This is a genomic window from Bacillus marasmi (genome assembly GCF_902168435.1).
In the GTDB taxonomy this organism is placed as follows: Bacteria; Bacillota; Bacilli; order Bacillales; family Cytobacillaceae; genus Bacillus_BU; species Bacillus_BU marasmi.
On the sequence record NZ_LR656175.1, the window covers coordinates 125,271 to 150,556 of the forward strand.

At 38.3% G+C, this 25,286-nt stretch carries 25 protein-coding genes; 8 read left to right on the forward strand and 17 right to left on the reverse strand.

All coding sequences use genetic code 11. From position 1 onward, the window contains the following. Window positions 1–3: 3 nt before the first annotated feature. From FXW34_RS16270 to FXW34_RS16280, 3 genes are all read right to left on the reverse strand, one after another. Window positions 4–1,092, reverse strand: a complete 1,089-nt coding sequence (locus FXW34_RS16270; RefSeq protein ID WP_147535154.1) for a PQQ-dependent sugar dehydrogenase — start codon at window positions 1,090–1,092, stop codon at window positions 4–6. A 24-nt stretch (window positions 1,093–1,116) separates the two neighbouring features. Beyond that, the gene (locus tag FXW34_RS16275; RefSeq protein ID WP_147535063.1) at window positions 1,117–1,977 is read right to left on the reverse strand and encodes an HAD family hydrolase; all 861 of its coding nucleotides are present in this window, start codon (window positions 1,975–1,977) and stop codon (window positions 1,117–1,119) included. Window positions 1,978–2,046: 69 nt separating this feature from the next. Then, window positions 2,047–2,706, reverse strand: coding sequence for a DNA alkylation repair protein (locus tag FXW34_RS16280; protein ID WP_425457443.1), 660 nt, complete (start codon window positions 2,704–2,706; stop codon window positions 2,047–2,049). Window positions 2,707–2,890: 184 nt separating this feature from the next. Between FXW34_RS16280 and FXW34_RS16285 the strand changes: the two genes are divergently transcribed. Next, a complete protein-coding gene (locus FXW34_RS16285) occupies window positions 2,891–4,258 on the forward strand; it encodes a YjiH family protein (protein WP_147535064.1) in 1,368 nt (455 codons plus the stop codon). Window positions 4,259–4,313: 55 nt separating this feature from the next. Here the strand turns inward: FXW34_RS16285 and FXW34_RS16290 are convergent, their stop codons facing one another. The 3 genes from FXW34_RS16290 to ybaK form a co-directional block, all read right to left on the reverse strand. Next, complete coding sequence (locus FXW34_RS16290) at window positions 4,314–4,631, reverse strand: hypothetical protein (RefSeq protein ID WP_147535065.1); 318 nt, start codon at window positions 4,629–4,631, stop codon at window positions 4,314–4,316. 146 nt (window positions 4,632–4,777) lie between these two features. Beyond that, window positions 4,778–5,869, reverse strand: a complete 1,092-nt coding sequence (locus FXW34_RS16295) for a PRK06851 family protein (protein WP_147535066.1) — start codon at window positions 5,867–5,869, stop codon at window positions 4,778–4,780. 636 nt (window positions 5,870–6,505) lie between these two features. Continuing rightward, window positions 6,506–6,982, reverse strand: coding sequence for a Cys-tRNA(Pro) deacylase (gene ybaK, locus FXW34_RS16300; protein WP_147535067.1), 477 nt, complete (start codon window positions 6,980–6,982; stop codon window positions 6,506–6,508). A 140-nt stretch (window positions 6,983–7,122) separates the two neighbouring features. On the opposite strand from ybaK, the gene FXW34_RS16305 reads away from it, so the two are divergent. Further along, complete coding sequence (locus tag FXW34_RS16305) at window positions 7,123–8,655, forward strand: FAD-dependent oxidoreductase (protein WP_147535068.1); 1,533 nt, start codon at window positions 7,123–7,125, stop codon at window positions 8,653–8,655. A gap of 64 nt (window positions 8,656–8,719) precedes the next feature. Here FXW34_RS16305 and FXW34_RS16310 read toward each other — a convergent pair whose 3' ends face one another. Beyond that, window positions 8,720–9,121, reverse strand: coding sequence for a YckD family protein (locus tag FXW34_RS16310; RefSeq protein WP_147535070.1), 402 nt, complete (start codon window positions 9,119–9,121; stop codon window positions 8,720–8,722). A gap of 127 nt (window positions 9,122–9,248) precedes the next feature. Continuing rightward, on the reverse strand, window positions 9,249–9,698 hold the full coding sequence (locus FXW34_RS16315; RefSeq protein ID WP_147535071.1) for a V4R domain-containing protein: 450 nt from the start codon (window positions 9,696–9,698) through the stop codon (window positions 9,249–9,251). A gap of 143 nt (window positions 9,699–9,841) precedes the next feature. Here FXW34_RS16315 and FXW34_RS16320 point away from each other — a divergent pair, with 143 nt between their 5' ends. Together FXW34_RS16320 and FXW34_RS16325 are read left to right on the forward strand one after the other, a co-directional pair. Continuing rightward, window positions 9,842–11,497, forward strand: coding sequence for a sensor domain-containing protein (locus FXW34_RS16320; RefSeq protein WP_147535073.1), 1,656 nt, complete (start codon window positions 9,842–9,844; stop codon window positions 11,495–11,497). 3 nt (window positions 11,498–11,500) lie between these two features. Next, complete coding sequence (locus FXW34_RS16325; RefSeq protein WP_147535075.1) at window positions 11,501–11,749, forward strand: DUF2249 domain-containing protein; 249 nt, start codon at window positions 11,501–11,503, stop codon at window positions 11,747–11,749. A gap of 63 nt (window positions 11,750–11,812) precedes the next feature. On the opposite strand, the gene FXW34_RS16330 is transcribed toward FXW34_RS16325, so the two are convergent. Then, window positions 11,813–12,505, reverse strand: coding sequence for a Crp/Fnr family transcriptional regulator (locus tag FXW34_RS16330; protein WP_246141121.1), 693 nt, complete (start codon window positions 12,503–12,505; stop codon window positions 11,813–11,815). A gap of 181 nt (window positions 12,506–12,686) precedes the next feature. Here FXW34_RS16330 and FXW34_RS16335 point away from each other — a divergent pair, with 181 nt between their 5' ends. Continuing rightward, on the forward strand, window positions 12,687–13,028 hold the full coding sequence (locus FXW34_RS16335) for a cupin domain-containing protein (protein WP_147535077.1): 342 nt from the start codon (window positions 12,687–12,689) through the stop codon (window positions 13,026–13,028). A gap of 483 nt (window positions 13,029–13,511) precedes the next feature. On the opposite strand, the gene purU is transcribed toward FXW34_RS16335, so the two are convergent. Beyond that, complete coding sequence (gene purU, locus FXW34_RS16340; RefSeq protein WP_147535078.1) at window positions 13,512–14,411, reverse strand: formyltetrahydrofolate deformylase; 900 nt, start codon at window positions 14,409–14,411, stop codon at window positions 13,512–13,514. 230 nt (window positions 14,412–14,641) lie between these two features. On the opposite strand from purU, the gene FXW34_RS16345 reads away from it, so the two are divergent. Then, a complete protein-coding gene (locus tag FXW34_RS16345) occupies window positions 14,642–15,466 on the forward strand; it encodes a sensor histidine kinase (RefSeq protein ID WP_147535080.1) in 825 nt (274 codons plus the stop codon). Window positions 15,467–15,469: 3 nt separating this feature from the next. Next, the gene (locus FXW34_RS16350; protein ID WP_147535082.1) at window positions 15,470–16,129 is read left to right on the forward strand and encodes a response regulator; all 660 of its coding nucleotides are present in this window, start codon (window positions 15,470–15,472) and stop codon (window positions 16,127–16,129) included. A gap of 188 nt (window positions 16,130–16,317) precedes the next feature. Here the strand turns inward: FXW34_RS16350 and FXW34_RS16355 are convergent, their stop codons facing one another. The 6 genes from FXW34_RS16355 to gltC all read right to left on the reverse strand — a co-directional run bounded on the left by FXW34_RS16355 (window position 16,318) and on the right by gltC (window position 22,145). Next, window positions 16,318–17,034 (reverse strand): ABC transporter ATP-binding protein, encoded by a 717-nt coding sequence (locus FXW34_RS16355; RefSeq protein ID WP_147535084.1) that lies wholly within the window; start codon window positions 17,032–17,034, stop codon window positions 16,318–16,320. After that, a complete protein-coding gene (locus tag FXW34_RS16360; RefSeq protein ID WP_187118992.1) occupies window positions 17,031–17,849 on the reverse strand; it encodes an ABC transporter permease in 819 nt (272 codons plus the stop codon). The genes FXW34_RS16355 and FXW34_RS16360 overlap by 4 nt, the downstream gene beginning before the upstream one ends. Window positions 17,850–17,946: 97 nt before the next feature. Continuing rightward, the gene (locus FXW34_RS16365; protein WP_147535088.1) at window positions 17,947–18,528 is read right to left on the reverse strand and encodes a nitrous oxide reductase accessory protein NosL; all 582 of its coding nucleotides are present in this window, start codon (window positions 18,526–18,528) and stop codon (window positions 17,947–17,949) included. Next, a complete protein-coding gene (locus FXW34_RS16370; protein WP_147535090.1) occupies window positions 18,525–19,817 on the reverse strand; it encodes a right-handed parallel beta-helix repeat-containing protein in 1,293 nt (430 codons plus the stop codon). Before FXW34_RS16370 ends, FXW34_RS16365 begins: the two co-directional genes overlap by 4 nt. An 862-nt stretch (window positions 19,818–20,679) precedes the next feature. Then, window positions 20,680–20,958: a zinc ribbon domain-containing protein gene (locus FXW34_RS16375; protein WP_147535092.1), complete on the reverse strand. Its 279-nt coding sequence runs from the start codon at window positions 20,956–20,958 to the stop codon at window positions 20,680–20,682. A gap of 284 nt (window positions 20,959–21,242) precedes the next feature. Further along, on the reverse strand, window positions 21,243–22,145 hold the full coding sequence (gene gltC, locus FXW34_RS16380) for a glutamate biosynthesis transcriptional regulator GltC (RefSeq protein WP_147535094.1): 903 nt from the start codon (window positions 22,143–22,145) through the stop codon (window positions 21,243–21,245). A 418-nt stretch (window positions 22,146–22,563) separates the two neighbouring features. On the opposite strand from gltC, the gene gdhA reads away from it, so the two are divergent. Continuing rightward, window positions 22,564–23,946, forward strand: a complete 1,383-nt coding sequence (gene gdhA / locus FXW34_RS16385; protein WP_147535096.1) for an NADP-specific glutamate dehydrogenase — start codon at window positions 22,564–22,566, stop codon at window positions 23,944–23,946. Between the two features lie 75 nt (window positions 23,947–24,021). On the opposite strand, the gene FXW34_RS16390 is transcribed toward gdhA, so the two are convergent. Beyond that, window positions 24,022–25,248, reverse strand: a complete 1,227-nt coding sequence (locus tag FXW34_RS16390) for a sensor histidine kinase (protein WP_187118993.1) — start codon at window positions 25,246–25,248, stop codon at window positions 24,022–24,024. Window positions 25,249–25,286 lie beyond the last annotated feature (38 nt).

Consider the following 25,286-nt stretch of genomic DNA (forward strand, 5'->3'; position numbering starts at 1 on the left):
AATTTATAGGTCGCTAGTAGCACTAGTGAGCTCAATCTTGTAGAGCTTGTCGGCATTTTTAGTGGGTGTGCCTCGACCATCGGTATTGTTGGAGATAAAATAAAGCGTGTCTCCCACGATGAACACATCACGAATACGGCCTAGTCCGTTAACTAAAATCCGAGTGGTTTTGTTCTCAACGTCAAATTCCCGTACCGCATTGCCTCTTAATGTGGCAACATATAACTTATTTTTATCATAAGCCATACCTGATGGTGCCCAAGTCTCCTCGCCGGATTCAAACAAAGGGCTCTCCATTCCAATCTTTTCTTCTCCTCCGACAATTTCTGGCCAGCCATAATTTTTCCCTGGCTCAATTTTGTTTATTTCATCATGAGCTGATGGTCCGTGTTCACTTTCAAACAGCACTCCCTCCGCACTCCAGGCAAGTCCCTGTGGATTGCGATGTCCTAAACTATAAACATAAGAATTTGGAATAGGATTGTCACTCGGAATGGTTCCGTCTAGGTTCATGCGTAGAATTTTCCCGCCAAGTGAAGCAATATCCTGGGCGACTTTTGGATCACGCGCAGCATCACCAGTTGTAGCATACAGATAACCGTCTGGACCAAGCTCCAATCGACCACCATGATGATAGGCACCACTAGGGATTTTATCAAGCAACACTTTTACCTCGCTCCATTCATTCCCCGTTAACTGCAGCTCAATAATCCGATTATATTGTCCCGAACCGTTCTCATAAGTGTAATAAGCAAACGCTTTGTGCGTCTTTTGGAAATCAGGCGCCAATACAAATCCTAATAATCCCGCTTCAGCTGCTGTCGCTAGGCGTTTGGTCAACTTCACCTTTTGGCGCGTCATTTCCCCGTTAGGTGCTACTTTCACCACATGGCCATTACGCTCACTAATGTAAAACGTATCTCCTGATTTGGCAATCGACCATGGAATCTTTATGTTTTCAGCAACTACTGTTGGCTGGCTGCGATCGGCAATAACTGACTCCTCTTGATTTTTACGCGGTTGCTCAGTATTCGCACTACATCCAATCAAAGTGGACAATAATAAAATCAGCAATAGTTTTGATTTAACGATAAGGCTCACCTCAAATTCATTAAGCTACGATTCCAACACCGCCTGGATAGCTTTTGCCACACCATCAAGCTCATTTGTTTCAGTAACATAATGAGCTTGGGCTTTAATATGCGCTGGTGCATTACCCATTGCCACCGCTTTCCCTACAAGCTTTAACATGGATAAATCATTATCGTTATCTCCAATTGCCATTGTTTCTATAAGGGAAATCCCTTTACTGCTCACAAATTTTTGTAATGCAATGCCTTTTTGGGCTTGGACAGAAGTTATTTCCAAGTTTCCATCCCCTGACGAACTAACAGCGATATTTGTAAATGCTGCTAATGCTGACCGCGCTTCCTTAAGTTTCTCTAATTTAGATGAGAAGGCCAGAAGCTTATAAACCTCCTTGCTCTCATCCTTAAAGATCTCTTCAAAATTTTCAACGGAATGCACAAAGCCTTCAGAAATGCGCCCCTTTGCGAAAGCTTCCACCTGTTCCTTTGATATGTGATGATTTGCGCTTGTAAAAACGTCAACCATTACTGAGATGGCCTTTTCTAAGTTATTCGTATATGTCCCATCATTCGTATAAACCTCAAAATAAATATCATCATTTGCTAAAATTGCCGCGATTGCGGTTGCATCCTCTTTGGAAAGCTGCTGAGAGGTAATCATTTTCCCATCGTTTCCTACCACGACGGCACCATTCACACTAATCACTGGGCAAACAATTCCCACCTGTTTCAAAGCATATTGAGCTTCTTGATAAGAACGTCCGGTGGCAACAATGAATTCGATTCCCTTAGCTTGTGCGAGCTGTATTGCCTGCTTATTTCCCTCCGAAATGCTCCCACTTCCTGTTAATAAAGTTCCATCCATATCACTTGCGATGCATTTAATCATATATGTTGTTCTCCTCTTCTTAGCGAATTGCTATATTACTATATTAACATGAGTGTGTTAATAACCTAATTAAATATACTTTGAGCCTTCACGAACACTTAGCGGCTTTAAGGTATGACTGTTAATAAACTGCTTCACTGAGTCAGGGTTTGTCTTTGAATACTCCCGCAGCGCCCATCCGATTGCTTTTTGAATAAAAAACTCCTGGCTATCAGCATTTGCAACGATATAACGATAAAGCAGATCCGCATCAGTCTCTTGCTTATATTTTAGTTGTATTAAAATCGCACTGCGCCGTAGCCACATATTCTCATGATGAGCCCAGCCATCGACCACTTCAGGTATTAATTCCTTCGCTTCTGCAACAACTGGACCAGCGATATTTGCTGCAAGAAGATCGACAGTATCCCACCAAGATTTTGTCGTTATTAATGTTTGAATTAAACCAATGTGCTGTTTATTTAACTTCTTGACTGATTTTGCAAGATAATCTAATGCAAGATATTGGTACTCCCGCTCAGGCAGTTCCCATAAGCCCAAGACAAAAGCCTCATCAAATGGCTCTTTTTTAATACCAATTTTGTTAAATATTTCTCGGGTTAACTTTCGCCGTTCAGGCGTTTTAATTCCTAAATATGGAAACAAATTCTTCATGTAATTGGCCATCGGGATTGCATTTTCAGGATTCCTATGCTGTTCTAACGTAGTTTTAACCATATCCAACTTCAAATTAATCCTCCTCCTTCATGCCCTCATTTTATTATTTTACGAAAAAATAAATCCTTTCTCTCAACTATCTCCCTTTTTCAAAAATAAAGAAAGATTGCGACTATAGTAAATTGGGTTGGCAAAAAAACATTATTGCATTAAAATAAGTTTCGACTTATAAATATACTCCAGGAGAGAATATAGAATGAAAGAATCTAGCATTACATTAAAAAAATCAAAATCGAACACAAACATTCTCCTATTTCTAATACCATCATTAATAGGAATTGTATTGTTTATGCTACCTATATCATATCAAGGACAAATGACTATTCCTATTGCCATCCTATCTGGCTTAGTGCAATCTGGTTTAGAAGGTTATTTGCCACAAATCATGACTGTCATCATTGTGCTAACCTTTATTTGTACAGCAATGGCAAAAATGATCCGCCCAGCCATTCTTGCTCGAAATCCGTTTTTAAAAACTTTGTTTGATGTAACACCTGTTTGGTTTTTTGCAAGAGGACTAGGTGCAGTGTACGCTGTGCTTACAGTATTTCAAATTGGTCCAGAATTTATTTGGTCTGAGAATACCGGCGGCTTACTGCTAAACAGCCTATTACCAATTTTATTCTCAGTGTTTCTATTTGCTGGTCTTTTCTTACCTTTACTATTAAATTTTGGTTTACTAGAACTATTTGGTGCATTACTAGTAAAAGTGATGCGACCTATCTTTAAATTACCAGGTCGCTCCGCTGTCGACTGTGTTGCTTCGTGGCTCGGTGACGGTACAATTGGTGTTTTATTAACGAGCAAGCAATATGAAGAAGGATATTATACAAAGCGTGAAGCCTCCATTATTGGTACAACATTTTCAGTTGTTTCGATTACATTCAGCTTAGTTGTTATTTCCCAGGTTGGCTTAGCACACCTATTTGTTCCTTTTTATTTGACTGTTACTCTTGCTGGGTTTGCGGCTGCCGTTATTAGCCCGCGCATCCCACCGTTATCTAGAAAACCAGATACATTTATTACGGAATCAAAGGATGAGTACTCAGAAGTCATTCCTAACGACTATACGCCATTTCAATGGGGAATGAAGCAGGCACTCGAAAAAGCAGAGACAAGTAAAGATGTTAATAAGTTCTTCATTGACGGTACTAAAAACATCCTAGATATGTGGATGGGTGTAGCACCAATTGTGATGGCACTTGGTACGACTGCACTAATGATTGCTGAGTATACGCCAATTTTCCAATGGCTTGGCACACCGTTTATTCCGTTATTAGAATTGATGCAAATTCCAGAGGCAAAAGCTGCAGCTGCTACACTGGTGGTTGGTTTCGCGGATATGTTTCTTCCATCTGTAATGGCGGCCAGTATTGAAAGCGAATTGACTCGATTTGTGATTGCCGCGGTTTCAGTTACACAGCTTATCTATATGTCAGAAGTAGGCGGCCTGCTATTAGGCTCGAAAATCCCAGTCACATTCAAGGAATTAGTCATTATCTTCCTACAGCGGACACTGATTACACTACCAATAATAGTCATTGTCGCACATATACTATTTTAATAATAAGGACACCCCAGTCGCAAAGGACTGGGGTGTTCTTTTATTACTATGAAATTTATGATTTGATTTTTTCGTGTTTAAAGCCTTTTTCAGTTTCAAATACTTCGTACCAGTGATACTCTGGCGATTTAAACCATTCATGTTTTGGTTGATACACAACATAGGATAAAGTACCCTCGGCATCCACCAGTGTGTTGAAAAGTGTAACAGTGTTGTAGCCAAATATTTGGTCTAAATATCCTTCAATGCCTTCTCTGATCTGATTTAGTTTACCATCTTGTTCCTGCTTATGTAATTTCAACAGACCATCGATAAACATACTCAACAAGAAAAAGGTGATTAGGATTAGCAAGACCATTAGTATTTTAATCAAGGTGCAACCTCCTAAACGTTTTAAGATTCGTTACTATTTTACATTCACTTCAGATTGTGTACTGTGATGTAGATAACATAATGAACATATCTATAAAATTTTGTTTAGGAGGGTGACTTTGACTTTAAACTCCAATCAATTTGGGTTTATTTTGCTATCTGTAATAATTTGTTTTTTATTTCCTGGGTAATCTGGTCTAGTTTTTCAAAATCCATTGCCGGGGTGTAAATAGCCTCTAATTCATCATTTAGATCCTTCGCTTCTGCTAATAACCCAATCGCTTCCTTCATTTTCGCCTTATAGCGACCTGAAATCTCAGCTATCTCCTCGCTATGTTTTTCATCCGTTCCTGGCGTGATTAAGTGTTCATACATATCGATGATTTCATCACCTTGACGATTTGGAAAATATTCATGTGGCGCCGTGCTATCAAAGATAGAAAAGCCTAATTCTCGAACAATAACCATATCAAGGCTATTGGGGTCGAAGCCGCAATGGTATACCTCTACCTCAAAGTCCCGTGATTCTGCATGAGCTACTAATTTTTTCAACAAGGTTGACTTTCCAGAGCCTGGACGACCTTTAATAAAATAACGATGCGGAGTTTCTTCAGTTAAGTTTTGAACGAAATCAACAGCTCCCTTTGGCGTAGCTGCACCTAAGAAACGATGCCGAACGATCGCTGCTCCACTGCCACGCTGAGTACCGAATAGTTCTTCAATAAGCTGGTCTGTAAATTGGTTCGTCTTTTCAAAATCCATATTTTCGATATAAATTTTCTCCCACTCATCATGGACCCTTAATGCTTCGGCAAAGGTGCTATAAGCCTTTTGAGTTGTAGCGTTAATCTTATTTGAAAGCTCAAGGATTCTTTCTTTATGAGGGGATAGTTTGCTAGAGTCCCAAGCTACACCAATATTTACATATTCCTCTACAGCTCCTGGTGCCTTCGGCTCAATTACATGTGGTGCAGTTCCATCGACGATGCCGGCTTTGAGTGCTGGGATTTTGACTCCATCAATTGAGTCGTTGTCGGAAGGACAATGTAAATATTCTACATCAAAGCCTTGTTCTGAGAAGGCTTTCCCGATTCTTTTCATCAAGGTTGACTTACCTGTGCCTGGACCACCTTTTAAAATAAACAATTTATTTAAGTCTTGAAGGCTTGATTCATATAAGCTATAAAAGCCTCGTGCTGTATTTCCGCCAGCGTAATAATTTAATACCTTTGCCGTCATACTCACACTCCCTCGTTTCGTAAAGAGTTCTTACACTCAATCCAATTTATGCGTAGAGTATGACTTAGGTGATTGCCCACAGTGTGGGATTTTCCCTTAGGAAGAGAAGGGGTGTTAACTTCCTTATGCAATAACATTCTAAGGATTGGGGGTGTTTTCGTTTTTGAATTTGAGGTTTGGATGTAAATTGATGCTGCGGAAGTTGAATTGGGAATTTCACAATGAGATTGGGGTACATTACGAGCCTCTATGGGACTTTCTCGCTTTTTTCGCGAGGTTTTTGGTCCATAGAGCATCCCTATGGGACACTTCTCGCTTTTTTCGTGTGGGTTTTGGTCCATAGAGCCTTCCTATGGGACACTTCTCGCTTTTTTCGAGCGGGTTTTGTCCCATAGAACATCCCTATGGGACACTTCTCGCCTTTTTCGTGTGGGTTTTGGCCCATAGAGCCTTCCTATGGGACACTTCTCGCTTTTTTCGTGCGGGTTTTGACCCATAGAGCCTTCCTATGGGACACTTCTCGCTTTTTTCATACGGGTTTTGGCCCATAGAGCCTTCCTATGGGACACTTCTCGCTTTTTTCACGGGGGCTTTGGTCCATAAGATACTTTCTTTCAGTCCGATCATTAGGCCTTGTTATTTTACTATATCAAGCATTGTTGCTGCGGTAAGCTCAGCTAGGTTGTTTACACTGACTTCGATTTGCAGTCCGATTTTGCCACCACTCACGACCATTGTCTCAAGACTTAAAGCATGTTCATCAATAAATGTTGGATATTGCTTTTTCATGCCGATTGGCGAGCAGCCGCCGCGGATATAGCCTGTATTGGCTTGGATATCCTTGACTGGTAGCATTTCTAGCTTCTTTTCACCTGCAGCTTTAGCTGCTTTCTTTAAATCTAGCTCTAATTCTACTGGAATCACAAATACATAAATATTTTTGCTTGCCCCACGTGCCACGAGCGTTTTAAATACCGTATTGACGTCTTTACCTATTTTTTGGGCAACTGAGATGCCATCAATTTTTCCGTCTTTATTTTCATAGGTGTAGTATTGATATTCGACTTTGTGCGAATCGAGAATTCGCATTGCATTTGTTTTAGGCTGAGCCATATTCTCCGCTCCTTAAATAATCTACAACAACAGTATAGCTAATTTCCTTTTATCAGCAAACATAATGCCAAACAATGACACATGAATTTTCCGATATAGGAGAAATTATCCACTATAAGCTATTTTAGGAGGAGTACTATATGACGAAAAGCTACAGCCAAGGAAGAATGCCCCAATATCCAAAAGCCTACTGGCTTGATTCAGTCAGCATTCCATCATTTCCAAGCTTAACAGAGGATGTCGATGTCGACGTGGCCATTGTCGGTGGTGGAATTACCGGTATAACTAGTGCCTATTTATTATCACAAAAAGGGGTAAAGGTGGGCTTAATTGAATCGGGAAGGCTGTTAAACGGGACTACTGGCAGTACAACCGCAAAGGTAACAGCACAACATGGGCTTATTTATGACGAACTCATTACGACCCTTGGTGAAGAAAAAGCAAAGCTCTATTATGAAAGTAATAAACAAGCGATGGACTTTGTTAAAAGTGTGGTCAAAGAGCAGCAAATCGACTGTGAGCTTCAAGAGGAAGACGCCTACATCTATACGCAATCAGCGGATTATATTCAACAGCTTACTAATGAAATAAATGCGTATGAAAAATTAGGTATTCCGGGAGAATTTGTTTCCTCCACACCACTTCCTTTTCCGGTTAATGGTGCTGTTATTATGAAAAATCAGGCCCAATTTCATCCGTTAAAATATTTGATTTATTTTATTAATAAAATCACCGAAAATGGTGGGCTTATTTTCGAACAAACACCAGCCGTTGATATTACGACTGGACCACGGGCTCAGGTTATTGCGAAAAATGGGAATAAATTATCCTGCAACCATATGATTATCGCCACCCATTTCCCATTTGAAGACAAGCTTGGTTTCTTTTTTGCGAGGATGCATGCAGACCGTTCGTATGTGCTTGCTGTAAAAACGAAGCAGGAGTTTCCAGGAGGAATGTATATAAACGCTGAACAGCCAACCCGCTCACTCCGGTATACAATGATAAATGGCGAAAAACTTGTTCTATTTGGTGGAGATCATCATAAGACTGGGCAGGGAATTGACACGTTCAAGCATTACGAGGCACTTGAAGCATTCGCAGACAGTACGTTTGGAATTGAAAAAATTCCATATCGCTGGTCTGCCCAAGATCTAACTACCTCTGACAAAGTTCCGTATATTGGAAAAATGACAGACCAATACAATCATATTTTCCTCGCAACTGGGTATCGAAAATGGGGTATGACAAATGGCACGGTAGCTGCGCTAATGTTATCTGATATGATACTAGGAAAAGAAACACCATATGAGGAGCTATATCGTCCGTACCGTTTTCATGCCGATCCTGATTTAAAACAGCTCGTTACAGACAATTTAGATGTGGCCAAACATTTAATTAAAGGGAAACTTGAATTGGTTAAACGCCAGCCTGAGGACCTCGCTAACGATGAAGGTGCTGTTGTTTCAGTAAATGGCAAGCGAGCTGGCGCTTATCGGGATGAACAAGGCAATCTGCACATTGTCGATACAACCTGTACCCACATGGGCTGTGAGCTAGAATGGAATAATGGTGACCGTTCATGGGATTGTCCTTGCCATGGGTCTAGATTTTCAGTAGATGGTGATGTCCTCGAAGGTCCAGCCGAATATCCATTACAAAAACTGGACTAGCTCAAAGAAATGATTAAGCCAATTTATAAACACGAAAGAGCTCAGTCTGCGACTGAGCTCTTGTTTAATCTTGGTCTTCCTTTTGTTCGTTTTGGTCATCCTGATCATCTTGATCGTTTTGGTCATTTTCTTGACCAGGTTTTTGGGTTTTCATCGGATGATGTGGCATGGTGAAACCATTTTGCTCCATCATTTCGTAATGTTTCTCAAAGTGAGCAATCATCATTTGACCCTTTTCTTCTTCAATCACACCAAACTCCACATACTTCTGAATCATTTCTTTCTTTTTTTCGAGAATGTCCTTATGTAGCTTGGCTAGTTCTGCCTTTTGTTGCTCATTAAGCTGAACTTGTGGCTGAGCAGGTTGAACAGGTTTATTGACAGCATTTTTTTCAGCGTATGCTACCGAAATCACCATAGCAGATAGGAACACTGTGACCATGACACTCCATAAATATTTACGCATCTTTAGAAATCCTCCTTTTTTGTTGGTCGATTTATTATTTTCCAACTAAAGTTTTTTTATGTATGTTTTTCCAATTAAAAAAATACATAAAGTGCCAGGAGGCATCCGGATTCTAATCCTCTAACTTTTAAGCCAGCTTTTTAATTAAGTATTTACAATGCTCATCACCATTTACATTGCATTGCACTTCTCGCAATATGAACTGTTTGTTCCAAACCTTTGAAAGGGCACCTTCCAAAATCGCTCCTTCTAAATCACAAACCATTTTCCCTTCATGAGCAGGTAAGCCTTCACAGAAACAATCGTTAACGACTATCTCCATCTCTTTGTCAGTGTCGCGGACTATTGATGGAATACCAATTTTCAGTTCCACAAACATATTTAAAATATCCTCTACAGAATTTGCGGGTAGGCTAGTACCAATCTTTCTGCCGATGGCAAGTGTCGTACTTTTCCCGTTCATTGGGAGTCCCTCATACATTCCGATTAAACGAATGGCTCGAAACAGTTCGAGTGGTACATCTTTGCCAAGTCGGCTTCGTTTAATTTTTTTCATATCAGTAAATTCAAATGTCATCGAAATTCTCTCCTTGAAACACTAATTTCTTCTATTGTCTTAGATTCAAAGCAAAATGTACTTGATTTAAATCAATGTTCAAACAATGAATAGGTTGTATAAATAGGTTAGATAGTAATGGAAAAGGAGTTTGGGGGATTTTCATGACAGAATCAGACATAGTAGCTTTTTTCGAAGATAGAACTAGCGATGGCCCGCTTGAGAATTTATTTCAACAGTTTAGCCAAGGGGTGTTGATTGCTGATGATAATGGGAAAATCCTTAAGATTAACCAAGCCTTTGAATTATTATCGCAATATACAGCAAATGAACTTTTTCATAAAAATCTTGAAGATTACGCTTTTGGTTTACCCAAAAATGAACATATAAGTCGAGCTGGTAAATGGAAGGGGGAAATTCCATTCACTCGTAAAAGTGAGGAGTCCATCCATCTTTGGTTGGAGGTACTAAGTTACCAGTCTCAAGGAAAAAAACATTATCGCCTTTATTTATTTAGAGAGCTTCATCCTTTGGCATATAAGGATCCGCTCACTAATTTGCCTAATCGACGTTGTTTCCTTCAATGCATAGATAAGATCATTAAACAGAAACAATTCCGCGATGGTTTTACGATTATGTATTTGGATTTAGACCACTTTAAAAAGATTAACGATACTCTCGGACATAGATATGGCGATGAATTGCTTGTTGAGGCAGCCAAAAGAATTCGCGCCAGTATTCGTAAAAAGGATGTTGTAGCTAGGCTCGGTGGAGATGAATTTATCTGCCTCTTAACGAACCTCATTGACAAAAAGGTAGCAGAAAGCATTGCCGTGCGAATAATTGATGCCTTTTCCAAGCCCTTTTACTTATTAAATCAGGAGGTCTACATTTCTGTCACTATTGGCTTAAGCCTTTATCCTTTTGATGGAGAAACCTTTGAGGCACTGATTACAAATGCCGATATGGCGATGTATCAAGCAAAACGATTGGGCAAAAATCAGTGGCGTTGGTTTCAAGCAGAACACCAGGCAAGCCAATTCGAAACATTTATTTTGGAAAATCATTTACGAAAAGCGATCCAAAATAATGAGTTTACCTTGCATTATCAGCCGCTACTTAGCCTTAAAAATAGGAAAATTTCAAGTGTTGAAGCACTAATACGCTGGAATCATCCTGAATACGGTCAAATTCCACCTAATGACTTTATTCCAATCGCTGAGGATACTGGCATGATTATACCAATCGGCAATTGGGTGCTACTTGAGGCTTGTAAACAAAAAAGGAAATGGACCGCTCAAGGTTTTTCCTCCGTAAAAATTGCTGTAAATGTATCGCCAAGTCAATTTTTAAGGAGGGATTTTCCAGCAACAGTTAAAGATATTATCAAGAAAACTAGCATGGACCCCAAACAATTAATTATCGAAATTACCGAAAACGCCATTATTCAAGATTTTGAAGTTGCTACTGAAAACCTTAATCAGCTTAAAACACTCGGAATTTGTATTTCTATTGATGACTTTGGGACAGGTTACTCTTCCTTACATTATTTAAGTAAATTGCCGATTGATTATTTAAAAATAGATCGTTCATTTATTTGCGATATTGAAACAAATCAAAAGAACAAAGTGTTAACAAAGGCGATGATTTCACTTGCTCATGCTTTAGAGCTAGGCGTAGTTGCTGAAGGAATTGAAAACGATAGCCAAATGGATGAGGTTACAAATATGGATTGTGATGTGCTGCAAGGATATTTAATTAGTAAACCCTTAGAGCCTACTCAAGTCTGTGATTTTTTTTGTAACAAGAAAGGGGAATGAATGATGTTAAATATTAAACAGGATGGAGTTCGGATGGTTATTGATATTCGGGAATTAGTAAAGCAGGGGATGCATCCGAAGCGGGAAATTCTTGAGACGATTCAACATGCCCAAAAGGGTACTATCTTTGAAATTCATCTGCCACATGCAGCTCAGCCACTCGTAGCTGCCATTGAAAGTCTAGGTCAGGACTGTGTCGTCAACCAACTTGGCCCTGGACATTTCCGATTACTAACATTAAAAATGGACTAATTAAATAAGGCTGATCTCTTAATTGAGACCAGCCTTTTACTATTTAATATTGAAACGAATTTTCTATGCTAATCCAGCAATTTCCTTTAGTTCTGCAATATCAAAAAGTTCTATCCCTTTGCGCCCGTTGAGCTTGAGTAGCTTGAGCTCTTGCAATGAGACTAGTTTCCTGCTCAGCGTTTCCGGAGTTGTACCGATTAATGACGCAAAGTCTTTCTTTGAAACTGGTAGGTCGAACGTAAGCTTTTTTTCTTTTTCATAAAAGGTAAGAAGAGCTTTTGCAAGACGCCTTTCTACCTCCATCAAGCTGATTGCGCTAATCCACTCGTCGGCAGCCTGAAGTCGTTCGCTTAATACCATCATAAACTTCATTGCAATATTCGGATTGCGTTCAAGAATTAAGCGGAAATCGTCCTTATGAATACTGCAAACCGAAGCTTGCTCAAGCACTTCGGCATGAGCATGGTGCTGCTTATTTTCAAGCAACGCGTATTGTCCGAAGAAATCTCCTGGAAAGAGCAAGCGAATAATTTGTTCCTTACCCTCATCCGATAGCTTTGATACCTTTACCATGCCTTTATGGACGATATACAGTGTATCAGACTGTTCACCTTCTTGAAAAATATATTCTCCCTTTTGAAAGGTTTGACTGTTTATGGCCTGTTGAATTTGGCAAATTTCCTCATCATTAAGCCCTTTAAAAATTGGCACATTTCTTACGCAAGAACCGGTCGACGTATGGCATTGGCAGTTCATAAACTCACCTCTAGTTTTATCCATATTTCTTAGCATAACCGATTTAATTTGAAAAAATTGTGCAATAAATCACCTTTACGAAGAGTTTCTTGATGTATGTCAAGGTTTTTGGAGATGATAACAAGTATCATAAGATTGTAAGCAGCATTATCAATTTAAACTTCCTTGGAGGGATTACCATATGGATAAGAAATCAATTAATGAAGCTATTACCTATAATGAAGAGCGTTTTACAAAAAGGGTGATTTTTCAAAAAGGGGACAGCACCGTTTTTATCCTAAACTTTATGCCAGGCCAAGAACTGCCGGCACATAACCATCCAGGAACAGAAGTGTATTTGCTTGTTCTTAATGGATCCGGAACATTTACTATTAATGGAATTGATACAGAGGTCAGTGCAAATGACATCGTCCATTGTGCCGGGGACGAAAGCCTCGCGTTTAAGAGCACAGGGAGCGAGCCAACTAGCTTATATGTCATGCTAAACAAAGTCCCAGACGAGCGCTATGTGCAGAATATTTAAGGCCTTGTGTGGCTTCGATTGAATCTTAAATTGTCATGAGTATTTGGATGATATTTTGTTGTTTTTTATGAAAATTGGGCTGTTTTTCTTAAAAATCGAAATTGCGTGATATGAAAAATTGCAAATTAGCACCAAAATCTAACCAAAAATGCAAAAACAAATAAAAATTAACGATTTGAACTATAAATTTTTAAATGAAGAAAATTTTATGCTCGGCTTTTCGGAAAATATGCTCGACTTTCAGGAATTTATGCTCGGCTTTTTAAAATTTATGCTCGGCTTTTTAAAATTTATGCTCGACTTCAAAAATTCAACGCTGAACTTTTTTAGTATTTGCTCGACTTAAGAGCAATATGAGGTGTTTTTGGAAGGTTTGCTCGACTATTATGCGATATGAGCGAAAACAAGACCACTGTTTCGCCCTCCTCCCCAAACCAATTAAAGGCTGACTTGCCCAAGAGCTAGTCAGCCTTCTTTTATCATTTAAAACACAATCGTCTTATTTCCGTGTACAATGATGCGGTCTTCTAAGTGCCAGCGTACTGCACGTGCCAATACACTACGTTCAATCGAGCGACCGATTTTCTTCAAATCCTCCACCCCATCACGGTGATCGACGCGCATTATATCCTGTTCAATAATTGGTCCCTCATCCAAATCATTTGTTACATAATGACTGGTTGCACCAATTAACTTTACACCACGCTGATAGGCACGGTCGTAAGGTCGCGCTCCAACAAACGCAGGTAAAAACGAATGGTGGATATTAATGATTCGAAACGGATGTGCTGCAACAAAATTAGGAGTCAAAATTTGCATATAACGCGCTAGCACAATCGTATCAACCTCATATTCTTCCAACAGCTTAAGCTGCTGCGCTTCCACCTCAGCCCGATTCTCGCGGCTAGCAGGAATATAATAATACGGAATACCTAACGATTCAATAATTTCACGTGAATCGTCATGATTGCTTACCACTAAAGCAATCTCGGCCATCATATCACCGCTTTGCCATTCCCAGAGCAATTCTCTTAGGGCATGAAGTTCTTTTGATACGAATATCGCGATTTTCTTTAATTCAGATACAAGGGATAGCTGCCACTCCATTTTGAAGCCTTCAGCAATTTTACTAAATTCCTGCTTCAATTCTTCCTTTTTTGCTTGTAAGCCCGGACATTCAAACTCAATCCGAATAAAGAAAGTTCCTCCAACTGGATTCGTAGAATATTGACTTGATTCAATAATATTAGCGTTGTGATCAAATAAAAACTTTGATACAGCAGCAACTATTCCGGGCTGGTCCGGGCAATTGACCAATAGTCGGCCACGATTCTTACGTGCTTCCTTAAAGGTTGTTAATTTAGAATAAATGTCCTGGTTCATACACACAGTCCTCTTTTTCACTTTTTAGTTCAAATTATAAAGCAGTGACGCATTAATTTAAATATTTTTTCAAAAACTTCAACAAAACGACTTGCGTTAAAGTTGAAGTCTCCCCAACAACAAGATTTGGAATTTATTGAGCATATTCATTTTTATGATATACTAAAACCGATGCGAACAGACAAATTATTCAGAATTAATGATAAAAGAGCAAATAAAGGGGTAATGACATGTCCTATTCATTTATTAAATGGTCCATATTACTATCACCAGCCTTGATGGTGGGAATTTGGGAGTACGTTCGACATGAATATCTACTTCCCTATATTTCAATGGATGCAGGGAACTGGCTGTCACCTTTAATTGTCGTTTTCTTTACATTAATCTTCTCTACTCCGTTGTTTCGGAAACTTGAGAAAATGCAAGATGAGCTTAATCAAGAACACGAGTATAAAGCGATGATGGAGGAAAGACAAAATATTTCTCAGGAGCTTCATGATGGAATTTCACAGTCGTTATTTTTATTATCTGTAAAAGTGAATAAATTAGAGAAAAAAGTTACAGGTGAACAATTAAGTGAAGTCCATAAAATTAAGCAAACAGTCCAACACATTTACGAGGATATTCGTACGTCGATTCAAAATTTACGGACTCCTCCGCATGAAGAAGAACAAATTTATTTATACCAAACATTAAAGAAAATGTTAAAAGAGCTTAAAACAGAAACTAATATAAAAGTTCACTTAGATTGGGATTTTCCTGAAAGATCATTATCCTATAAAGAAAAGCTCGAGCTTCTTTCTATTATGAAAGAGGCGTTTATGAATGTCCGTAAGCATTCGCAATGTAAAAATCTGTACATCACAGCGAAGGAGCAAGACCTTAAGTTAATTTGTAAAATTAAGGATGACGGAATTGGCTATAAACCAACAGAGGATAAAGATAGCCATCATGGTGTAAAGATTATGAGTAATCGTGCCCGCAGTATTGGCTGGAACTTTAATATTGAAACTGACACTTGCGGAACGATGCTTTCGATTGTAAAAGGGGGATAGACCATGAACGATATAAAAATAACAAAAATTTTGATCGTTGATGACCATGCCCACGCTAGAGAAGCTATTAGGGAGCAACTAAGTGAATATAAAGACTTTCTTATTATCGGTGAAGCACAGAACGGTGAAGAAGCCATCTTTTTAGCTGATGAGCTCAATCCTGACCTAATTTTGATGGATATAAATATGCCTGGTATCGATGGCCTAAAAACGACAAAGCTTATTAAAGAACAGCACCCAAATATCATAATTGTCATCTTAACCGTTTCCGAAGATAGCACACATTTGTTTGAGGCTTTAAAGCAAGGGGCACAAGGCTTTTTAATCAAAAAGGTTAACCCCGGCGATTGGTATCCATATTTGAAATCAGTCGTATCGGATAACATTCCTGTTTCTTATGAATTTGTTAATGAAGTGCTGCAAACGATGTCAAGCCATCCTAAGAAAAACACTAGCACCATACCAAATCCATTATCACAGCGCGAAATGGAAATATTAAAACTGGTCGCAAAGGGCTATACAAACAAAGAGATTTCAAACATCAGCTTCATATCAGAAAATACCGTGAAAAATCATTTAAAGAATATCACCAAAAAGCTAGGTATCAAAAATCGAGTCCATTTAACAAGACATGCTATCGAAAATGGCTGGATTGAACCATAGAAAAGCGGAGGGGGCTTGCTCAGGAGCGACAGGCATAAGACGAATCACGCAAGAGACGATAGTCTCTGGAGGGATTTGGCTTATGACCCCGAGCTCCTAGCCACCGCAGCTAGACAAATAGAAAAGCGAAGGGGGCTTGCTCAGCCTAAATAAAATAATAAAAACAGAGACGGATTAGTCTCTGTTTTTTATTTGAATCCATAAATTTCCTTATTTATTTGATAAAGTCTTGAATGTAAGTGGTCACGATCTACATCGTTTACTTCAATGACATGATAAATTTGACCTTGATGCAAAAATACAATCACATCAGCAATCTGTGCGGCTACATCAAGCTGATGAGTTGATAATAAAATCGTCTTACCTTGTGCGCGAAGCTGTAGCAAAATATCAGCAAAGGTTGACACCCAAAATGGATCGAGTCCATTGGTCGGCTCATCAAGCAAAATCAAATCACTGTCACGAATATAACTTTGCGCGAACACTAAACGCTGTCTCATCCCTTTTGACAGATGACCTAGCTTTTCATTGCTTTTTATATCTAAACCAACTAATTTCAAAGCCTTCTCGATTTGTCCTTTAGGAGCTCGAGCAAGTTTCGCATAAAATGTTAGCCATTCTTTTACTGTTAAACCAGTCGGAAAATGAAAATCGTCAGGCATATAACTGATTTTATTTAGATAGCTTTTACGATTTAGATAATCTAAACCACCAACAGTAACCTCTCCGCTCGAGGGCTTAAAAATTCCACCAATCATTTTGATAATTGTACTCTTGCCGGCGCCATTTCCACCGACTAATACTCCAATTTGACCCTCATCCAACTGTAACGAAAATGGGGCTAGAACTTGCTTTTTATTAAAACTCTTTGTTAGATTTTTAATCTCTAAAATAGGTTGGCTCATTTTCTAACTTTCCTTCCTATTAGAAAAGTAGATATTGCTAGCATTCCAAAAACATAGAGTAGAACGTATATCAGTAAATACAGAAATGACTGAGTGCCTTTTAAGAAATCGATGATTTGATAGTATTGCTGTCCAAAAATCGAACCACCCTCAAATTGTATAACAAAGAAAACCCTTAAAAGCTCTGCTGGATTTAAAACTGTTAAACCTAATAAGATTGGTTTTACCAAATTATATTTTAAAAAGCTTAGGCTACCAATCAACAACATCGGCCATATCATAATAAAAATAAACCAGAGGGCAATTGCAATCATCATTGACTGCCAGCGTGTCGAAGAAAGAACACCAATTAGAATACCGATAGCTAAAAATGCTGCGGTGACCAAAATGGCAAAAAGAAAAATAAGTAGAATTCCGTTTACTGAAGTGGATCCATTAAAAATGAAGCTCATAGCGGTGAATACACCGAAGCTAAACGTAATAACAATTAGATGTGTAACAAATTGACCTAAAAATTTCCCCATAATAAAGGATGTCATCTTAAAGGGATACGTTAACAAAAGTGCAAATCGTCCTGCTTCTCTCTCTTCGGTTATCGAGAAAGCACCTAGCAACATGACAATGAGCGGCAGTGAGTAAAGCAGCACATTGAAAGCTGTTGCGGTAACATTTGTGAAGCTGTTTAATCCATCGATATTGAGCTGAATCATAAAAATAAACGCCATTATCAATAGAAACAAACCGGCAAACAAGTAAAAAGACTTTTGCCTTAAGGACGATTTCCATTCTTGGCGAAAGAAAACATATGTATCCATGTAAAACTCCCCCTTTCTATTGAATGCAATGGAATGAGGCTGAAAAATCAGCCTCATCCTTTATAGATTATTCAGCATGGTTCATGCCTTCATCCATTTACATGCTCTCATCAGAATGCATACCATCCATGCTGTCATTATGCATTTTCATTGTCATATTGCTTTTATCTTGTGGCCATTCATGTTTATCTAATTCAGCCTTAGTCATAATAGTTCCCATACCGTTTTTATCGATGAACTTTTGTGCACCAGCTTCATCTTTAAAAGCAATAACACCATAACCCATTGCAGTTGTAATTTTTGGATCAAATACGTATACAGCTTTATCATAATCTAACCATTCTTTATCATGGTGACTACGAACGAATGCTTCATCAATATCATCAGTACCATTTGTTCTAATCCATTTATTTACCATACAGCCGATATCATCAAATACTAAAGTTTTTCCATCCTTTAACACAATCTCAGTTGCATCTGCATTGTCTCCAACAGCCATTTTACAGTTTTCACATTTGTCGACAGCTTCATCAATTGGTTTTGGCTCAACTGCTGCCTTTTCCTCTGTTTTTGGATCCTCTTTCTTTTCAGTGTCTTTCGCTGAATCGTCTGAATTACAGCCTGCTACAGCAAACATTAACACAAATAGTAACATTAAAATCCCCAATTTTTTTTTCATTGCAATTTCTTCCTCCCCAAAGAAAATAAAATAATACTTGCTAGTATGAATAGTATAGAAATATACATTATACCCATGTTTAAGCCTGACGAGCTTGCTTGTTCAATGTTAGGCTCCATTGTTGGTGATAAATCCTTAATCAATGTAGCCTCATCGCTTTTAAACAGCTTTTCCATCAACATCATTCCTGGCGATTGAAATAGCAGTCCAAAAGCAGAATTCTTATCCGTTATCTCCATAAAATATGGATCAGCAACAACTTTTAAATCACTTAAGTCATCACCATTCACATCCAAACCTTGTTGGTTATCCCAATAGTTTTTTGCAAGATTGTTCTGATTTGAACCATCTCCATAGGTAAGGATCGTCGTTGCATTGATTTTAAAATCATTATTTGTAATATCATTGTCTGTAGACTGTTTAAAAATAATCCCTAAAGCATTTCCTTGAACATCATTCTTGGTAATTAGATTGGTAAAGCAATTGTCAATCATAATCCCAATTCGATTATCCTTAATCAGATTATTTTGAAATTTCGAGTCGTGAACGTCATATAAATATAGACCTTGCGAATTAACATTTTGTCTATTTTCCAGCAACTTATTATTCTCATATAACTCATTATAGGAAACCATTATCATGCTGCCCGTATGGTTGTTTATAAATGTGTTGTTCCTAACTACATTATCCTCGGTATACATAAAATGTAGACCATATCGAGAACGGGTAATCGTATTACCGTGAATTTGGTTGGCGTTACTATACTCAACATAAATCCCGTCACGTATATCCTGTACCGTGTTATCGGCAATTTCATTATTAATTGAACGGTACAAATCAATACCGTTACCAACTTCACTAGCACCTGCGTAACCCTCAACTTTTACATTTCGAACTTTGATATTGCTGGCTTCATTTAATCGAACCCCTATCAGCGCTGTCTTAACTGTGACATTTTGGAGTGTATGCTCCCGTCCCGAGATAAAAATAGCGTAATCAGAATTCTTATTTTCCACACTTAGATTTTGAACGGTGGCACCTTTATTTTTAATGATAATCGCCGGTGATTCCCCATCCGATTTAATTGTTACCTTATTTTGCCCAGTGACTGTTATTGCCTTATTGATTACGATGGGTCCCGTATATGTCCCGCTTGGCAATTCAACCGTATCACCATCCTGACTATGATTGATAAGGTCTTGCAAGTTTTCTTCTGCGGCAACACTTGTAAATCCAAAGGCTATATAAAGCAGTATGAACAATGAGATCATTCTTTGAAAAAGTTGCATTTCTCACACCTCTCACCATAAATATAGCATGTGGATTTTTGGTGACATATGACTCTTTATGGCTATAATTGTGACAAACAAATGACGAAAACATGAAGAAATGTGAAGTAAGAAAAGCGGAGGGGGCTTGCTCAGCCCCGACAAGCTTAAGACGAGCTGGCCGAAAGGTCGAACTTTACCTTTTGGACGGATTGGCTTAAGACCTCGAGGGGCTAGCCGCCGCAGCTGGACAAGAAAAGCGGAGGCGGCTCGTTCAGCCCCGACAAGCTTAAGACGAGCCGGCCGAAAGGTCGTTCTTTGACCTTTTGGACGGATTGGCTTAAGACCTCGAGGGGCTAGCCGCCGCAGCTAGACAAGAAAAGCGGAGGGGGCTTGCTCAGGAGCGAAAGGCATAAGACGGATCTCGGAAGAGACGACAGTCTCTGGAGGGATTTGGCTTATGACCCCGAGCTCCTAGCCACCGCAGCTAGACAAGAAAAGCGGAGGGGGCTTGCTCAGCCCCGACAAGCTTAAGACGAGCCGGCCTGAGAATAACATAAAAGGCTCTTAACTAAAAGAAAACTATCATTAGCGGACACTCAATCCCTTATTTATGCTAATAACAGTATTTTTGAGGAGGAAGCGGACACTGAATCCTCTATTTGTAAAAAAGACTGTTTAACTTTCAAAATTTTGACCAAATAAGGTATCTGATGTCCGCAAAACTGATAAATGGAGCCTCTATATTGAAAATAAGGTATTCAGTGTCCGTTGAAAATTCAAACGCTTTTTGTATATCAAAAACAACTTTCTTTGCGAAAACAGCAAAATAAAAAGACCTGAATTCAGCTTCAGATCCTTTACCTATGTACTTACATTATTGCTACTCACGTTTTAATTTAACCATTAATTGCTTTAAGCCAGGTGGCAGTGACAATTGAAGTGCCGAGAACCAGGAGGCATTCATATCAACGCCAATTGAAGCGCTTACAGTTCTTTCATTTAAATCTGTGCCGCAGCTTTTACACTCAATTTGGTACTTATTGTAGTTCTTTTCCCCACAACTATAGCAATATGCTTTTGTCCGGAATGGTTTTACACCACATTTGGGACAAATCTCTGTAGTGTTAGCTATCACGACTCCACAATTGGAACAATACAATTTTTCTTCCCCCCATAAACAAAGATATGAACGAACCTTGTGCAAGTCTCTAAGTTTTAGCTATCCGATTGTTATAAAATATAAAATGTTTACACAATTATTATTATACTAAAATAAATACCATGATTTACACATCCCTCCAAAAAGTTAGAAAAGTATTCATAATTAGACATTTACAGAACAAAATAAAGACAGTCTCGACTAAGACTGCCTTGAATATAATTTATATTGTTTAGTTCATGCAAAAAGCGGCTAAGTTCATAAGCCCTTGTATGTTTCTTACCTTATTGATATTGCTCTAATCTATGGAAGAAATCTTTAATAAAACCATAAAAGGCCTTCTCTGACGGTGAAAGTTCCCGTTTCTTTGGAACAATGACTCCAACCGTTCTTCTGACTACTGGAAACTCAATTGGGATTTTAACCGTAAAACGAGGTGGCTTTACATCAAATGTACTTTCCGGAAGCAATGTAACTCCCATCCCTGCTGCCACGAGACCTTTAATTGCATCTAGATCTTCTCCCTCTGAAGATGTTTTTGGGGTAAAACCAGCTTGCTTACAAGCGTCTATGGCAATTCTATGAAGGATCATTCCTTCTGGAAACAAAACAAACTCTTCATCCCTTAAATCATTCAGTCTAATGCTTTTTTGATTTGCTAATGGATGGCTAGCAGGTAATAACGCCGTAATTCTTTCGGAAAATAAAATATGAACTTCAATATCAGCATCCTCGGGCGGAACTGGGCCTAAAAAGGCTATGTTTATTTCCCGATTTTTCACTGCATCAATTAAAAATTTATATGAACCTTGTCTAAGTTGAAATGAAACATTTTGATGTTTTTCTTTAAATGCAGAAATAACAGTTGGCATAAAGTGACTTGCCAAGCTAGTTGGAAATCCAATTTTAATCGTTCCTTTTTCTGGGTTTAAATATTCATCGATTTGCATTTTGGCATAATCGATTGCTTTTAATGCTGTTTCTGCATGCTCTAAAAAGAGCTTTCCAACCGGTGTTAATTTAACATTCCGTCCATCTTTTTCAAATAGTTGAACGCCTAGCTCATCCTCTAAGTTGCCAATCTGTCTGCTTAGCGCTGATTGGGCGACATGGATTTGCTGTGCTGCTTCAGAAACATGTTCTCGTTTCGCCACTTCTATAAAGTAACGTAATTGTCGAAGCTCCATTGCTTTACCCCTTTTTCAATATGTCTAGCTTCAGCGGCAGCCCCTCGAGGTCTTAAGCCAATCCGTCTTGAAGGTTAAATAACAACCTTCCAGTCGGCTCGGCTTAAGCTTGTCGGGGCTGAACGAGCCGCTTTTGCTTTTCAATCATTCTCGTTTTGAGATAGTTATTATCTAAATTATATATTGTTTATGCTATTTTAAAAAGATACTATATGACTTGTAAATGGTTATTTTTTTACAGGATGTTAACAAATTCGACAAACTCCATCAAATACCAGCATGAATATCAGAATTTATTATTGTTTCTAACCACAGATTAGAATAGAATACAAGTGGATAAGAAATAATATAAAAATTCTGATTTTTTAAATACCTTATTAATATAATTAATTTAACTAAAAAGGAGATAGTGAAATCCATGAGTGTAGTTGCGGAAAAATTAAGCCCAGAATTACAAGCGTCTAAAGAGTACGTAAATGAAGTGTACGGCAAAGTAATCGAAAGAAATCCAGGTGAAAGTGAATTCCACCAAGCAGTTAAAGAAATTTTTGATTCACTAGTACCAGTATTCGCTAAGCATCCAAAATACAAAGAAGCTGGAATTTTAGAGCGTATGGTTGAGCCAGAAAGAATGCTTAACTTCCGTGTAGCATGGGTTGACGATGCTGGTAAAGTACAGGTTAACCGTGGTTTCCGCGTACAATTCAGCTCTGCAATTGGACCTTACAAAGGTGGTTTACGTTTCCACCCATCAGTAAATGCAAGTATCATCAAATTCTTAGGCTTCGAACAAATCCTTAAAAACTCACTTACTGGCCAACCTATCGGCGGTGGTAAAGGTGGATCTGACTTCGATCCTAAAGGTAAATCAGATGCAGAAGTTATGCGTTTCTGCCAAAGCTTCATGACTGAGCTTTCAAGACATATCGGACAAGACACAGACGTACCAGCTGGTGACATCGGTGTTGGTGGAAGAGAAATCGGATATTTATTTGGACAATATAAAAGAATGCGCAATGCTTATGAAGCAGGAGTACTAACAGGTAAAGGTGTTGGCTATGGCGGTAGCTTAGCAAGAACTGAAGCTACAGGATTCGGTACAGTTTATTTTGTAGAAGAAATGCTTCAAGATAATGGCAAGACTTTCCACGGCAGCAAAGTAGTTGTTTCAGGTTCTGGTAACGTATCTATTTACGCTATCCAAAAGGCAACTGAACTTGGTGCAAAAGTAGTAGCATGTAGTGATTCTAATGGTTACATCTACGACGAAAATGGTATCAATTTAGATACTGTTAAAGAACTTAAAGAAGTTAAACGTGCTCGTATTAGTGAGTATGTAAATTATCACCCAGAAGCAGTTTACACAGAAGGCTGCAGTGGCATTTGGACTATTCCATGTGATATCGCACTTCCATGTGCAACTCAAAACGAAATTGATGAAACTGCTGCTCAAACATTAGTTGATAATGGTGTTAAAGCAGTTGGTGAAGGTGCAAACATGCCTTCAACACTTGAGGCAATCGATGTATTCTTAAAAAATAATGTATTATTTGCTCCTGCTAAAGCTGCAAATGCAGGCGGAGTAGCCGTTTCAGCATTAGAAATGGCTCAAAACAGCATGAGATATCCATGGTCATTCGAAGAAGTTGATTCAAAATTACACAACATCATGACAAACATTTATCGTGAAAGCGTGAGCGCTTCTAAAGAATATGGCTATCCTGGAAACCTTGTTGTAGGTGCCAATATTGCCGGATTCCTTAAAGTAGCAGAAGCAATGCTTGCACAAGGTGTATATTAAACATTAATTCACACTATATAATAGAAGAGGATGATTTACCGGCTAGATCCGGGAAAATTATCCTCTTTTTTTGTGCTATCCATTATCCGGTTCAATTTTAGCTGGAAAGCTTACCGTTACCATTGTTCCTTTACCAATCTCACTATTATAACGAATTGCACCGTTATATTTTTCAATAATATTGAAGCAAATCATCAAGCCCAAGCCCGTTCCTTTGCTTTTTAACGAATAAAATGGGGTGCCAATTACCTTTAATTCCTCATCTGTCATCCCTGAACCGAAATCTGTAATTGAGATATCGACCGTTAGCTTGTTTTGTTTTGCTTGAACAGAAACAGTAGAGCCATATGGCGAGGCTTCTATTGCATTCTTTAGTAAATTAATCATTAATTGTTTAAATTCAATCAAACTACAATTGATGTAGCTATCCTCTTTTATATCTATTTGTATGGAAATATTATTTATTAACGCAAAAGATTGGATTAAATCAACTACACTATACAATGATTGCTTAACGTTAATCACCTGAGTAGCATCTCTAGTATCTTTTTCCTTTGCAATTGTTAAAAAGTCGGAAATTACTGTTTCTGCGATGTTTAACTCATCAAGCATTAACCGAAAATGCTCCCGTTTCTCAACAAAAGCTTTGTCCTCATTAAATAGCTGCAAAAACCCCTTAACAACAGTGATTGGGTTCCTGATTTCATGTGCTACTGCAGCAACAAGCTGACCAGTTGTTTTCAATCGTTCCGCCTGTTGAATTTGTTCATAATATACTTGCATTTTTTTTATTCTGGAATTCATGATAAAAAAAATAAGAAAAACCGTTGCTTGACTGGCCAAGGAGTTCAATACATTTCCAGTTAAGTCATTATACAAATTTGAATAAGATTGCCCTTTATCAATAAAGTTTACATAGCAAAAGATAGAGCTAAGACCTAGCACATTTAGGCCAAGCGAGAAGTAAAAAACTCTTGGATCAAAAAATAATATCGCAATTCCAGGGCTTAAACACAATAAAACAAATGTAGAAGTTGTTTCTGGATACATAATAAACAGAGCATAAAAGTAAATCATAGATAATATCGTAATCGTCGCTTTAATCATAAGCGACTCACGTCTTGGATACACCCATAACGAGAATGCCAAAGCCATAACAAGAATTAAATGAACATAAAACTGTAATGATATAGCACTTGATCTCGTAAATACTACATATACCCCTGAAAACATGAATAATATGATTAAGATTATCGAAAGTCGGTAATATTTTAAGTTTGCAAAGCTATGAAGGTCCTTCATATATGTCATCCTTCAGATGAATTTATTGGTGAGTTTGA